Origin of the sequence: Streptomyces panaciradicis, from assembly GCF_023516615.1 — a bacterium.
Classification (GTDB): domain Bacteria; phylum Actinomycetota; class Actinomycetes; order Streptomycetales; family Streptomycetaceae; genus Streptomyces; species Streptomyces panaciradicis.
Genome location: NZ_JAMGBF010000050.1, coordinates 105312 through 118347, shown reverse-complemented (window position 1 = coordinate 118347; position 13036 = coordinate 105312). Strand labels below are relative to the sequence as shown.

Here is a 13036-nt window from a genome sequence, read left to right as displayed (position 1 = left end):
ATCGGGTTCCCATGCACCTTGCCTGCTGACTTTCCTTCAGCTGGTTGCGTGGTGAGAGAAGTTGGGAAGGCGCCCCGCTCCGCGGTGCGCCTTCGGGCTGGCTGCGTAGCGGGGGTCTTCCGGGCTGGGGACGGTGGGGCGGTCGAGCTTTCTCTTCGTCTAAGGAAGCAGAAAACTCCCCACATTTTTGAAACATGGGGCTCCCCCTGTTCGGGCCGGCTTCCCACCGCGATTCGTTCTCGCGACGCCGGGTGGTTGGCGAAAGACTGCGGCTTGGAGCAGAGATCGGTCGCGTCGTTCACCCTCTGGGTCAGTGCTACTTGATTGCCTCTCAGAACTACTGCTGCGAGGCTGTGTTCGGTGCCGGGGTGAGCTGGTGGCTGGCTACGGCAGCTTCGGTAGGGGCTTTTGACTACTGCTCACCGGCGATGCGTGGGGCGTTTCTGTGTGTACGCGCAAGGGTCCAGTGCAGGTCTCCGGAGTATGGGGATGCCTGCCATGTCTCGAGCAGTGCTGTGGCTGTCAGTTGATCGAGGGTGCGGGCCAGCTCTGCAGGCCTGATATCGCAGGAGCGTGCCATCTGGTCGAGTTCTTCCAGGCCGTTGCCGGTTGCAGGGTCGGTGTGTGCCGCGAGGTACACGCTCGCCAGTTGGGCTTGTGGTCCGAGTGTCCGCGCTTCAGGGGCGGTGCTGGCGAGCAGCGCCCCGTGCGCGGCGTGCATTCGGTCGGGGCGGGCTGGGGCCTGTCCGAGCAGGGTGGGATCGCCCTCGGGCAGAAGGAGACGCTCGATCGGGCTGCTGTGCGGGCCGAGGAACGTGCGCTCCACCAGGCGGTACTGACACACGCGGTTGGAGCCGTAGGGCAGCTCCGGAACGAACACGGCGTCCGGGTCCGCGGGCGGCTCCTTCGTCGCGTCGTCGAGGATCACGTCCGCGAGGTTCTCCTCGGCCGGGATCGCTTCAACGGGCGAGACGTAGCCCGGATCGAGCGGGACTTCCGGCGCTTCCGGAGCCGGCCGGGGGCTCCAGCGGCGCGGCGTTGAACAACGAACGGGGCGGACCGTAAAGTCCGCCCCGCTCTTACGTCGCCTGCCCGTCAGAACCGTCCTCGCCGCCCTCGTTCTCCACCACATGCCGCGCGAACTCAGCGAACCGCTGCCGCTCCTCAGTCGACCCATACAGCGCCAGCAGGCCCCGCGCGTAATCCAGCTTCGGACCGATCTCCTGACCGCGCGGATGCGCGTGCGACCACAACTCGAGGTTCCCCGAACGCAGTCGGCCCCGCTCATCCAGGATGAGCGGGCCGTCGGTGCTGTTGTCATGGCGTATGCCGTTGACGTGGTGCACCGTCTCCGTCGGCAACAGCGGGCGGCCGAGCGCCTCCTCAACAGCTACACGGTGCTCGAACACGCTGCGCCGCACGCCATCGACGGTCACTGACAAGACCCTGTAGCCGTTCTTGTTGGTGTGTCCGCTTCCTGCCGGGGCGAAGGACAACTTAGGGACCAGCTCTTGACCCTCGCGCCATTGCCGGTAGTGGCCCGAGCAGTACCCCTTAGCGCGAACCGGCGAGTCGCACTCCGGCCCATGGCACTTGTCGGGGCGAGGGGTCTTCTCCTGAAAGTCCAGGCCCCCAGGATCTCCCTTGTGCCGCATCCGGCTGTAGTGCAGATCGCAGTACCCGCGGGCAACGTGCGTTCTGCTGCAGCCGTCCAGGGTGCAAGTCTTCTTCGTCTGAGTACTGATGGGGGTTGCGAGCGCATCCTTCTCCCCACGGAACAGTCGCACGTAGTGGGCCTGGCAGCACCCTTTGCGCTGAGCCGGACGGTCGCACCCCTCCGCCCGGCAGGTACCGGTCTGTGCCGTGTATTCACGCACCTTTGCATCGGGGGTGCCGTACTTCCTCGCCCTGGCGTAGTGCATCCCGCACCAGCCGCTCGCCTTGTACCTCTGCGGCTTCTCGCAGCCTTCTATGGAGCACTTAGGCTCTGCCATTGGTGACTCGCTCCCATCGAGTTCGCCAAAGAAAACGGCCCGGCAAGGTGCGGTAACACCTTGCCGGGCCGCCCATCTCGCAACCAAGATCGTATCAGGGCTGGCGAGATCCAAAGCGGGTTGAACCTAATGGAGTCGACTCGATCCATTTACCGATAACGAACCTTTCGGGTCGGGGAATCTCGAGCGCTACGCGCACGGAGACGGACTCGCGGTCGTGGAGCTGGGCGCCCATGCCGAACGAGCCGAGCATGAAGTCGGTGTCCGCCATGGCCGCTGAAGCGTCGATCGGCAGGATCAGCGTGAGCTCGGGCTCGTGGACGACGAAGTTCGCCGGAGCCGCCGATCGTCTGGCCCGCTGGTACTGGGACGGCGGCGCCCTCGTCGAGGACGGCTTCTTCGACATACAGGACCAGCAGATGAGGCACTCCGCGTACGACGAATCGCCCGCCTTCGAGGTCGGCTTCAGCTTCGGCGTCACCGAGGGGCCAGAACAGTGACCGCGTAGCCTTTCGAGCCTGGTGCGTTACTCCGGTACTGGGGCGGTCCAGGCTTCCTGGAGGATCCGGGCCATCAAGTCATCCTGCTCTTTTGCGAGTTGACCAGCGTCGCGTCTGGTTCGGGCTTTGCACAGCCACGGGCCGATCATGATGCGTTCTCCGTCGATCTCGATCCATTCCCGTGCGCCGGGCGGGCGGTTCCAGTGCTCGACGAAGAGCTGGAGGATCTGCGCGTTCTGCTCGAAGGAACGACGTCGCCGCTTCGCTGTGGGCGGGCTCGCCGGCCTGGCAGGGGTCAGGGGGTTTGCGGGGGTCAGCTGCAGGCGGGTGAGGAGAGCTTGCTGAGCGGGGGCGAGGCGGTCCCAGGTGGAGAGCTGGCGGTGCAGCCAGCTTCCCGCCTTCACCTCGTCGATCACTGTGTCGCGGTGCAGGGCAGCCGGGCTGTTGCCGGCCTCGATGTGGCGGCGCAGGAGGTGGTACTTGCGATGCCAGTCGGGGCCGTGCGGGAGGGTCCAGTCGGGGTCGAGGGCGGCGAGCTGGACGTGGCGGTCGGGGTCGAGGCGGTTGTCGCGGGCGAGGGTGCGCTGGATGCCGAGGAAGCGGCCGCCGGGCTGGTGGTCGGGGATGGCGAGGTGGCCATACTCGGTGTGGAAGGCGGTGACGGTGGTGAGGTTGCCCTGCCAGGCGGCTTCGTGGTCGTCCCAGATCATGGCGAGTGCGTCGAGTTCGGCGATCCAGTCCTCGGTGAGGATGCCTTGTCTGCGGGCGGTGCGCTGGCTGGTAATGAAGGCGCCGAGCCGGTAGCCGTAGGCGTCTTCGTAGTCGGAGGGCACGCGCAGGTGGCGGTGTTCGGCGTGGAAGCGGGTCGCGGCCGCCATGCCTGCCCGGCGGGGGGCGGAAAGGGCGGCGGCGTCGGCGGGCCAGGCGATCAGGTCCATGGCACGGGCGATGCTGTCGGGGTCGAGGGTGAAGTCGAAGCGGAAGCGGCGGGCCAGGAGCGTGCGGGTGCCCTGTTCCAGGCGGCGTTTTGCGGTGGTGCGGGGGGCGCGGGCGGCGATGGTCTGGTCGTGGTGGCGCAGGGCTGCTGTGACGAGCCAGAGGGCTTCGTAGGGGGTGCCGAGGAGGTCGGTGGGGTCGGCGCCGTGAGGGATGTAGGCGGGGACGACGAGGCTGGCGGTCTTTGCGGTCTGGGTGGGGGGTTTGCGTAGGGCGCGGCCGAGGGCCTGGACGATGCGGCGGACGCTGGCGGTGCGGTCGGCGAAGACGACGGCGTCGACGGCCGGCAGGTCGACGCCCTCCCCCAGTACTTGGGCGTTGGTCAGCACGGCGCGGTCGGCGGTAGCGAAGTCGGTGAGGATGTCGTGGCGCTGGCCGGGACTGTGGGTGCCGTTGATCGACTGGACTACCAGGTCGCTGGTCCAGGCGGGACGTTGGTCGTCGGTGAGAGTGCGCAGGGTGTGGGGGAACTGGCAGGCGAAGTCGGTGGCGTCGGCGACCTGCTGGAAGTACACGATCACGTGGTGGAGGTCGTGTTCGGTCATCGCTTTGAGGACTGCCAGGTGCAGGGCGGTGGTGCGGCGTGCGGTCGGGCCGAAGCCGGAGTAGGTGTCGGGGGTGGTGAGGACGGTGCGCAGGTGGGTGTCGGTGATCGTGGGGACGACCAGTTGGTAGTCGGCGAGGACTCCGTCGTCGATGGCATCGGCGTGGCTGTAGGTGTGCAGGCGGGGGCCGAAGGTCTTGGGGTCCGCCATGGAGGCGACGAGGGCGGGGGTGTCCCAGGCGGGGGCGGTGGCTGCGGTGCGTTTGGGCTGGGGGCGGGTGGTGGGTGCTTCGGTTAGGCGGGGTGGGTCCCATTCGTAGGGGGTGGCGGTCAGGTAGAGGCGGCGGTCGGCTCGGATGCGGGTGTGGTCGTGCAGGACGGTCCAGTCCTTGTCCCAGCTTCCCGCGGTGCGGTGTGCCTCGTCGACGATCAGGAGGTCGAAGGTCGGCACGGGAGCACGGGTGTGCTGGGTCTGTTCGATTCTCGGGAGGGAGTCAAGCGTGACGAAGACGGTGGCGTGCTCGTGCCGGGCCAGCCACGTTGCCAGGAACTCTGGGTTGTTGGTGCTGTGGACGGCTGCTCCGGCCAGGACCGGGTGCTTGGCTGCGGCCAGGGATGAGACGGCCATCATCGGTTCTGGGCGTCCGTCGTTGCGGGCTGTGCTGGCCCACTGCGAGATGAGGTCCAGGCTCGGCACGGCGATCAGCAGGTGTCGGGCGTCGAGGGCTTCGGCGGTCCGCAGCGCGGTGAGCGTTTTGCCGGTGCCGCAGGCCGAGACCATATGTCCGCGGGTGTGTTCGCGTGCCAGGTGACGTGCCGCGCTGTCGACCGCCCGCTGCTGGTCCGGGCGTAGTGAGAGCCTGGCGGGGCGGGTGCGGGAGGCGGTGACGGCGGAGATCTCGGCGATGGGCTCCTCAGAGGGCATTGAAACAAGATCCTCAGTGCGCGATGGAGCGGTGGCCGGCGGGATCCATCGTGTCGGGTGTCCTTCGCTGAGTGGTGTTGTGAGAGGAGCGGGCCGGGTCGGTGGGTGCGGGTTGTGTCCGTGCAACGTTAGGGGATGGCGTGGGGCTGGTCTGCGGTTAGGCGAACAGGGCTTCTACCAGGACTGCTTGGAGCCTTCCTTCTTTTAGGGCGGTCGTGATTTCGGCTGCGGAGGGGTCTCCGGTGAGGCCGGTGCACAGGACCGCGCAGGGCGGCTCGTTCTGGGTCATCTTCCACATCGCGTCGGACAGAACGGTGGCCGGGACGCGGAAGGTCTGCGTCTCTTCAAGGGTGGGGCCCTCGTAGTAGATGCCCCTGAAGGTGCGGTCCTGGGTAGCAAAGACGGCCTTCCACTTCTGGTGGGCCTCGGGGATGGTCTCTCCCTGCCAGGTCGGCCAGATGAAGCGGCTTGGATCGACGTCGGTCTCGGCCAGGTGGGTGGCGGGGCTCACCACGATCACGATCACGTCGGTGCCCAGAGTGACTTCGTTGATGAGTTCGGTCAGGCGGTTGGCCTGTACCTGTGAGGTGGGGAGTGTGACGTGGGTGAGGCCGATGTTGAAGGCAGGCAGCCGGCCGGGCGAGTGGGGCGGTGTCGTCATGATGCCGTGCTCCTGGTTGAGGTCGTTCGGTTCTTTCGTGCTTTTGGGCTGCGGTACGTCTGGTGATGTCTGCCGGGCTCGGGTTCCGGGTCTGTTGGGCGGGTGCGGCGGGCGCTGCCGGGAGGATCTGGTGCAGCTGTTCGTTCGGGGGGCGGAGCGCAGGGGCGCGCCCGTGGTCTGCCGGTTGGTCGGCGGTTCAGGGTGTGCGGTGCCGGTGGCGTGAGATACAGCGCATGTCGAGGGCTTCCAGGGCGTCCAGTTGTTCTCGTGAGAGGGCCTGCGGAAAACGCCGCTTCTCGGCGAGCCACCTTCCCAAGGCGAAGCCGTCTTCGCAGGTGTAGTTGTAGGGAACGTCCAGGTGTTGGTGGCGGCAGCGGTAGGCGTAGGCGGCCTTCAATCCTCGGGCGAAGGCCCGTTGGGAAGAGCCTCGCGGGCGGCGCAGCAGGAGGGCCAGGGGGTGCTCGATGGGGAGGTCGCCCATGAGGTGGCGCTGGTAGTCCTCGAGCCCGGCGAGGTTGTCGATCTGCTCGGCCAGCCATTGGGTCAGCACAGGGGCGGCGCCGGTGAGTTGGTGCGGGCCGGGGAAGATCAGGGTCTTGTCGCGTGCGGCGGCGTGGGCGCGGGCGTAGGTGCGTTTCCATTCGGCTCTGCCTTTGGTGTTCCACCAGGGGTAGATCTCGTTCAGGGCCCGCTGGTAGCAGTGGGGCAGGCGGCGGGTGTTGGCTTCCTTTCGGCTGTCGGCGAGCCAGCGGCCCAGGTGCAGGCCTTGGTGGTGTTCGACCCACCGGGGGGCGAGGTGTCCGTGGCGGGTGACGTAGTCGCGGGCGATGAGGAGCTTGCGCTCGATGCTGTGCGGAGGGTGCTCCCAGATCATGCCGAGGGTGTCCAGCGCTGCGATGCGTTCGGGTAGGAGCAGGCCGTTCTTGCGCATGGAGCGCTGTGCGCCGATCCACCAGCCGAGGTAGAAGCGGCCGTCGTGGAGGTAGCGGCTGGGGACGTCGAGGTGGCCGTTTTGGAGGTAGAAGTCTGTGGCGACCTCGAAGGCGGCCTCCCATACGCGGTTGGGGGCCATGACATCGTTCAGGTCGAGAACGGGGATGATCTCGTCGGCGCGTTCCGGGCGCGGGGCGATCTGGGGGGTGGCGGTGGGGTCGCTCGGGTACCGGAAGTGGTCGACGAGGTGGAAGGTGTGCTCGTCGTAGACGTCGAGGTCGATGAGAACCCGGTAGATCAGGTGGAAGGCGGTTTTCTTGACGGCCTCCTCGAGGGTTTCGCCGGGTGCCATGTAGATGGGGATGACGATGGTGGAGATCTTGTTGTCGCCTGGGGTCTGGCGCAGTGCGCGTCCGATGGACTGGATGATGTCGATGCTGCTGGTCTTGGGGTGGGCGAAGAGCAGGGAGTCGATGGCGGGGATGTCGACGCCTTCGGCGCAGCAGCGGCAGTTGGTGAGGACGGCCCGGCGGGGCGGCTGCTGTGAGGCGGGGGTGTTGAGGGGCGCGGAGGCGAAGCCGGTGTAATTCTTGTGGCGTTCGAAGGGACTCTGCCGGGAGCTGACGGTGCCGACCTGCAGGGGCGCGTGGTAGGCCGGGGGCATCAGGGCCGCGGTCTCGTGGAGTGTTTCGGCGAAGACGTCCGCCGCGGCGATGCAGGGGTGGAAGGTCAGCGTGCGGCGCAGGTCATAGCGGTGCTGCGCGACCAGCAGGGCCACTTGAGCGGCTGCGGCACGCAAGGCTTCGCCGGTCCAGGTGTTCGCGGGAAGCCGGTTCAGGAGGCCCCGCAGGTCTTCGTCTCTGATCACGACGCCGGCGATGCGGTAGTCGGCGAGGAGCCCCTCGTCGATCGCCTCTCTCAGGGAGATGCGGTAGACGACGGGCCCGTAGATGCTCACGTCGTCCATGGAGGCGATGACAGTGTCCGCGTTGATGCCCTTTTCGCGGGCTTTCTTCTCGTCGAAGACACGGGGCGTCGCGGTCATGTAGAGACGGTGGCGGGCGGGCAGCTTGTCGTCGTGGTGGATGCGGGCCCAGGGCTTGTCGTAGTCACCGGCGGTGCGGTGGGCTTCGTCGGCGACCACGACGTCCCAGCGGGGCAGATGGAAGTCGCGGTGGGCTTCGACGACCTTGTCCAGGGAGTCGTAGGTGCAGAACACGTTGAGCGGTCCTGGGGTGTCGGCTGCCTGCCAGGCCAGGTCGTCGGCGGTGCCCACCATGGTGAGGACGTCGGCCAGGTACGGGTCTGCCGGGTGGCTTGAGGAACAGACACCGAGGTAGCGGCCGGGACGTCCTTCGCTGTGCCATTTCGCGGCGGTCTGCTCAAGCAGTCGCAGGGAGGGGACTGCCACCAGGGAGGCGCCTTCGGGTGCGGTTTCCTGGACGACGTGCAGGGCCACCAGGGTCTTTCCGGTGCCGGTGGCCATGTAAACGCTGACACGGCGGTAGCCCTCGATGAAGCTGCTCGCGGAGGTGTCGACGGCGATTTGCTGGCCTCCGCGCAGGCGGGTCTTCAGGCGCGAGGCAGTCGCGGGGGCGGGGACGGTCGTGTCCGGGCGGATGCGTGTCGTCGTGGCCATGGTCCTCCCCCGGGTGACGGTGTGCACAGGCACCTGGTTCACAGGGTGGAAGGAGTGTGCGAGGCCGTGCCTGGGCGTTCGCCTGGGTTCACCTGAACGAGTGTCGGTGCTCTTGACCGCCTGCTGGCGGGCCGGTCACGGTGACCCGTGGTGACGGCTTCGGCGGAAGGGCAGCGGTGTTGGACGATCCCGGTCTGTACGGGCCTCGCCGGCCGCTGCCGCTGCGTGTGCGGCCGGTGCCGGGTGAGTCGACGGGGTCGTTCGTGAACCGGCTCGCGCACGCCAACGGCCTGAGCCTGGCGGCGTTCCTCGACCGCGTCGGACAGGGCGAGGCATCCGCGTACACCGAGCGGGTGGAGAAGTACCCGCAGTCCACCGAGATGTACATGAACGAGGCGGGGCTGCGCTATCTGGCTGTCCTTGCTGACCGTGCGGCTGGTCTTCTGCAGCAGGATCTGCCCAGCCTGGGCGCGGAGCACCTGCTGCCAGGCGAAGAGGCGGCGCAGTGGTGGTGGCGCTGGGAGCCCGTGGCGGGGCACCTCGTGCGGTACTGCCCGCTGTGTGCCGATGCCCTGGGTGTCGGCCAGACGGTGTGGCTGATGTCGCCGGACAGCTGGCAGGTCTGTCTGCGGCACGGTTACTGGTCGGACGACTCCCGCGGCCGTGGTCCGGACTTCGTGCAGCTGGCCGAGCTGCCCGAGACGGTGACGGCGCACCAGGTGCGGCAGCAGCTGGCCGAACGGTGGGGGCTGGCCGGCGAGGAGTTGTTCGCCGATGCCTTCCAGGTGGCGGTGTACTGGTGGACGCGGATGCCGGACACCGTATGTTGGGTGCGCCGGGCCTGGACGGCTGGGCTGGACGCGCGGGAGATGCGGGCGGCCCCACTGGTGATCTACTCGGAGGCCGCGGAACTTGCGCACGCCATGGTGGACTTCGAACGGGCGGGGCGGCGGGATACGGCGGACCGGTCCCGATGGCTTGCGGGCGTGGAGCAGTTGATGGCCGGGTGGGGGGTGGACGTGACTGAAGGGCGTCAGGCGCTGCTGATGTGGCTGGGGCGCCACCGTAGGGGGGTGCCCGCGCCGTCCGGTCCGGCGGGCGGAAACGGGCTGCTACTTGGGGCGGGGCACAACCGGATCGCGTCCCGGACCGGTCCGGTGAGCCAACGCTCGTGCCTGACCTGGCAGTTGGGCATGGCGGCCGCCGACATGTAGGCGTCATAGAGTGGAGGGCTCGCAACCGTACGGTTGCGAGCCCTCCACCTTGCAGTAGCGGGGACAGGATTTGAACCTGCGACCTCTGGGTTATGAGCCCAGCGAGCTACCGAGCTGCTCCACCCCGCGTCGGTGAACACCACCGTACGTCATAGCGGCGGGCGCTGGAGACCATTATGGGCCGGGGGTCGTATGTTCCGGATCTTTGTGGCCCTCGAGGTCGGCCTGACCTGGCCGTAGTTGCGGCGTCCGGCGCGCTGGCCCCGCACATCGTCCGGGTCTCGTGGCCCATTTGCCGGTCCGGAGCCTGTTGGTCCGGCCGTGGGATACTGGCTCACCATGACACCGGCTCACGCCGCCACCACCCGGCCCGTCGTGGATGTGGACAGCCCCACCACTTGGCCCGGGCCGCTGGCAGATCTCATCTACAAGATCGCCGAAGAAGCCGAACTGGACGAGCCGGAGCTGTACGTCGACTTGGAGTTGGAGGACAGGGAGGCGCAGATCCTCGACCTGCTCCGCGGCCACCTTCTGCGGGCGCAGCACTGCACCAGGCTGCTCGACCACGAGGCCGATGCGATTCGTGCCCATGGCCTGCGCCTCCTGGATGCCGCACTCGTTGACGACCGCCTGAACCAGGCCCATGAGCGGGGCTATCTGACCGACGCTGAGCGGGAGGCACTGCGCTCCCAGAGCATGGTCGCCCCGGGGAGGCCGAGGATGGGCAGTCGAGAGGGTCAGGTCTGCCTGACCCTCTCGACCGAGGCCACCACCCACAACATAGGCGGGGCGTGGCGGCTGCTGTCCTTCTGGGGCGGCGAGGCGATCTACTGGCAGCACTGCGACGACCCTGCCGGTGTTGCTCAGAGGCTGCGTTGCCTGGGCCGGCCCGCACTGGTCACCGCCTACGTGGACCTGGCCAGTTCCGGCAGGCACCTCGTCTTCAAATCGGTGGTGCACACCTTCGTCGGCAAGGCCATCGGCTACGCCCCCGCCAACGCCGACGTCCTCTACCGCAACGCGATCCCGCCGCAGCACGTCGAGTCCATCGCCTTCCCCGGCGATCCCGCCTACGACCGGCTTTGGGGCCTGCCCACCGCGTGATTGACCGCTCCGATCGCGCCGGTGGAGCGTCCGGCGTCGGTCCCCTGGGCCGAGAGGGGCGGCTTCTACGCGGCGAAGCCGATGTTTTTGACGTACTCGTACTGGCCCCACTGGGAGCCCAGGTCGGGCAGGACATCGGCGGTCCAGGCGTCGTCCAGGCCCTGGTGGTCGCCGGCCGCCCAGGATCCGACGATCTTGTCCCAGCGGCGCACGTTCATCGTCCGGTGGGCCACCATCCGCTGGAGCTGGCGCGCCACGCCGGACTGGTCGAGGGGGTGGATCTCCACGCGGGTGCCGCGGCCTGCGCGGTTGAGGCGGGCGGTGAGGTGGCGGGCGACGTTGCGGCGTCGCACCGCCTTGTAGGCGGCGTCGATGCGTTCCAGGTTGGCCTTCGAGGGACGGCGGGTGCCCTGCATCCATGCCTTCAGCGTCCGGTCGCTCACGGTCAGTCCGGCGTCCTTGGCTGCCTGCCAGGCCCTGTCCGACGTCGTCAGGTAGTGCAGGCGGGCCATCAGGCCGCGCCTGGCGGTCACCGGGGTGGCGATGTGAGCGGCGAGCCGGTCGAGCTGGCGGGCGACGGCTTCGCTGCCCTTGATGCCGCTCGCGCCGAACTTCCCGAAGTCGATGTTCTTCTCCGGCATTTACTGCTCCTGCCCTGTGCCGGCTTCGGTGCCGGTCCCGGCGGTGTACGTGTCCTTGACCTTCACCTCGGTAACCGAGCGGCCTTCGGGGAAGACACGGCGCCAGTCTCCGATGACGTGGAGTTCGTCGGTTCCCATCGCCCGCACGACCGTCAGTCCCGCGTCGTGGGCCTTGAGCGCCTTCATCCAGAGGTTGGCGAATGCCTGGGAGCGGATGATGTGCATCCAGTCCGGGCGGTAGAGCTCCCGGTTGTAGTTCGACTCCCCCATCGTGGACACGAACTTGGAGTACATCGCCTTCACGTACTCCAGCGTCAGCCCGTCGCCGTCAGCGATCGCGGTGTCGCGGGCATCCTTGAGGGCGATCCGGAACTTCTCCAGGAGGTTCTCGGTGGCTCCCGAGGTGTACGACTCGTGGATCTGGGGCGGCTCGCACAGGCCGTGCTTCGGTCCGGACAGACGCAGCAGCAGGCGCAGGGTCGGCTCGGTGACCCACAGGGGGCCTGGTTCGTCGCGCTGGCCGATCGGGTTGGGCAGCACCGCGTCGTGCTCCCAGGCGGGCGGGGTGATCAGGTGGACTCCGGCGCGGCGCCGGTCGTGCGCGAAGCCCGTGGAATGTTCCAGCTGGCCGAGCGGGAGGTGGGTCTTGAGAGCGCTCAAATAGGCGCCGTTGATGTCGAGTGCGGTGACCTCGTGCTTCCCGGGCGGCAGCTCGGGCCGCGTCCACTTGGGGCGGGCCTCCCAGATCTGGTCGGCGCCCCTGGAGGTCTGCTTCTTGAGGATGTCGGGGATCCAGGGGTGGGCGATCACGTCGTAGCGGGCGCCCTTGCGGGTCTCGTCCAGCAGGCGCATCGCGTCCGGGATGGCCCGCTTCAGCAGTACGGCGCTCGCGGCTTCGACGGCGCCCCGGTGCTCGGCGAGCACGGCGTGCACCGCTTCGTGGATCAAGTCGGCCGGCCCGGACGGCTCCTGGAACGCCCGCCCGCGCGGGGCCGTGCCTTTCCCGCCGGCCGGACGAGGCGGGCGTACTGTACGCGGCTCGTGGGCCTGGGTAGATGGCGCGGCGGGCTCGGGTTTCGGGGTTTCGACAGGGGTCGCCTGGCAGTCGGAGGGGTCCAGGTGCTGAGCGAATCCCGCCACGCGTTGTTCGGCGGGACGGCCGCACAGCACACACGGCTCGGGCACGGCGAGCAGCTCCACCTCGTCCTCGTCCTGGCCGACTTCCGGCGAAGACGTAGAGGTGACGGCCGCCGCAGCAGTGCCTGATGCCACAGGCCGCTCCGCAGCCGGCTCCGCCATGGTCCTGGTTTCGGTCTCGGTGGCGAGCTTGGCGTTCAGCCCGTCCAGCAGATAGGCGTACTTGGTGCGGACCTCACCGGCCGGGTCCCGGCCGCTCTCCCATCCGCTGAGGGTGGACGGGCTCACCCCGAGCGCACGGGCCACCTGCGCCTTGGACAGCCGGGCTCGCTCCCGCAGCTCGCGGCGTACCTGGCAGGGCGGGAGTTCGGCCTGCGGGCCGACGGCGTCGAGGAGCGAGTCGATCGCGTCGAAGTCACTCACCGGCTCGCCCCCTTCGTCTCGGCCCGGACGGAACGGCGCCGGCCGGCGTGTAGCGCCTCGCATGCTCTGGTCGGACCCGCAAGCAAGTCCAGGGCGCCGATGCCGTAATGCTCGGCCAGGACATCCACGTCGCGCAGGCTCCACGAAACGGCACCCGACTGCCGGCGCGACACCTGCGTCTGTGTCAGCCCCAGCACTGCCGCGACCGACCGCTGCGAGTCACCCGTCACCTGCATCAACGCGGCCACCGTCAACCGCAGCGACTCTTCCAAGGTCAATCCCACGCCCTCATTGTATCCGAGTCGATGCAAATTCCGCATGGATA

General features: G+C 68.2%; 11 protein-coding genes and 1 tRNA gene. 3 read left to right on the top strand and 9 right to left on the bottom strand.

Features of this window, described 5'->3' with window-relative positions:
* Window positions 1-412: 412 nt before the first annotated feature.
* Both M8J74_RS19275 and M8J74_RS19270 read right to left on the bottom strand, forming a co-directional pair.
* Window positions 413-928, bottom strand: a complete 516-nt coding sequence (locus M8J74_RS19275; protein WP_189867199.1) for a hypothetical protein — start codon at window positions 926-928, stop codon at window positions 413-415.
* Window positions 929-1079: 151 nt separating this feature from the next.
* The gene (locus tag M8J74_RS19270; protein ID WP_143041108.1) at window positions 1080-1436 is read right to left on the bottom strand and encodes an HNH endonuclease; all 357 of its coding nucleotides are present in this window, start codon (window positions 1434-1436) and stop codon (window positions 1080-1082) included.
* 791 nt (window positions 1437-2227) lie between these two features.
* Between M8J74_RS19270 and M8J74_RS19265 the strand changes: the two genes are divergently transcribed.
* Entirely contained in the window at window positions 2228-2494 is a 267-nt protein-coding gene (locus tag M8J74_RS19265; RefSeq protein WP_093600532.1) for a hypothetical protein, read from the top strand.
* Between the two features lie 26 nt (window positions 2495-2520).
* On the opposite strand, the gene M8J74_RS19260 is transcribed toward M8J74_RS19265, so the two are convergent.
* From M8J74_RS19260 to M8J74_RS19250, 3 genes are all read right to left on the bottom strand, one after another.
* Window positions 2521-4959, bottom strand: a complete 2439-nt coding sequence (locus M8J74_RS19260) for a DEAD/DEAH box helicase (RefSeq protein ID WP_249837609.1) — start codon at window positions 4957-4959, stop codon at window positions 2521-2523.
* A 157-nt stretch (window positions 4960-5116) separates the two neighbouring features.
* Window positions 5117-5620, bottom strand: a complete 504-nt coding sequence (locus M8J74_RS19255) for a hypothetical protein (RefSeq protein ID WP_249837608.1) — start codon at window positions 5618-5620, stop codon at window positions 5117-5119.
* A gap of 196 nt (window positions 5621-5816) precedes the next feature.
* The gene (locus tag M8J74_RS19250; RefSeq protein WP_249837607.1) at window positions 5817-8192 is read right to left on the bottom strand and encodes a DEAD/DEAH box helicase; all 2376 of its coding nucleotides are present in this window, start codon (window positions 8190-8192) and stop codon (window positions 5817-5819) included.
* A 176-nt stretch (window positions 8193-8368) separates the two neighbouring features.
* On the opposite strand from M8J74_RS19250, the gene M8J74_RS19245 reads away from it, so the two are divergent.
* Window positions 8369-9406, top strand: a complete 1038-nt coding sequence (locus M8J74_RS19245) for a TniQ family protein (RefSeq protein WP_176945247.1) — start codon at window positions 8369-8371, stop codon at window positions 9404-9406.
* A 55-nt stretch (window positions 9407-9461) separates the two neighbouring features.
* Here M8J74_RS19245 and M8J74_RS19240 read toward each other — a convergent pair.
* Window positions 9462-9535, bottom strand: a tRNA-Met gene (locus tag M8J74_RS19240).
* A gap of 210 nt (window positions 9536-9745) precedes the next feature.
* Here M8J74_RS19240 and M8J74_RS19235 point away from each other — a divergent pair.
* Window positions 9746-10510: a hypothetical protein gene (locus tag M8J74_RS19235; RefSeq protein WP_249837606.1), complete on the top strand. Its 765-nt coding sequence runs from the start codon at window positions 9746-9748 to the stop codon at window positions 10508-10510.
* Between the two features lie 65 nt (window positions 10511-10575).
* On the opposite strand, the gene M8J74_RS19230 is transcribed toward M8J74_RS19235, so the two are convergent.
* From M8J74_RS19230 to M8J74_RS19220, 3 genes are read right to left on the bottom strand one after another with little or no spacing between them, the layout of a single operon-like run.
* Complete coding sequence (locus M8J74_RS19230) at window positions 10576-11151, bottom strand: transcriptional regulator (RefSeq protein WP_093600526.1); 576 nt, start codon at window positions 11149-11151, stop codon at window positions 10576-10578.
* Window positions 11152-12711: a helix-turn-helix domain-containing protein gene (locus tag M8J74_RS19225; RefSeq protein ID WP_249837605.1), complete on the bottom strand. Its 1560-nt coding sequence runs from the start codon at window positions 12709-12711 to the stop codon at window positions 11152-11154. It lies immediately after the preceding gene.
* The gene (locus tag M8J74_RS19220; protein ID WP_093600520.1) at window positions 12708-12995 is read right to left on the bottom strand and encodes a helix-turn-helix domain-containing protein; all 288 of its coding nucleotides are present in this window, start codon (window positions 12993-12995) and stop codon (window positions 12708-12710) included. Before M8J74_RS19220 ends, M8J74_RS19225 begins: the two co-directional genes overlap by 4 nt.
* Window positions 12996-13036: the final 41 nt, after the last annotated feature.

Coding starts and splice junctions, on each gene's coding strand:
- M8J74_RS19260 (WP_249837609.1), bottom strand. CDS start 4,959: ATGCCCTCTGAGGAGCCCATCGCCGAGATCTCCGCCGTCACCGCCTCC.
- M8J74_RS19255 (WP_249837608.1), bottom strand. CDS start 5,620: ATGACGACACCGCCCCACTCGCCCGGCCGGCTGCCTGCCTTCAACATC.
- M8J74_RS19235 (WP_249837606.1), top strand. CDS start 9,746: ATGACACCGGCTCACGCCGCCACCACCCGGCCCGTCGTGGATGTGGAC.
- M8J74_RS19250 (WP_249837607.1), bottom strand. CDS start 8,192: ATGGCCACGACGACACGCATCCGCCCGGACACGACCGTCCCCGCCCCC.
- M8J74_RS19230 (WP_093600526.1), bottom strand. CDS start 11,151: ATGCCGGAGAAGAACATCGACTTCGGGAAGTTCGGCGCGAGCGGCATC.
- M8J74_RS19265 (WP_093600532.1), top strand. CDS start 2,228: ATGCCGAACGAGCCGAGCATGAAGTCGGTGTCCGCCATGGCCGCTGAA.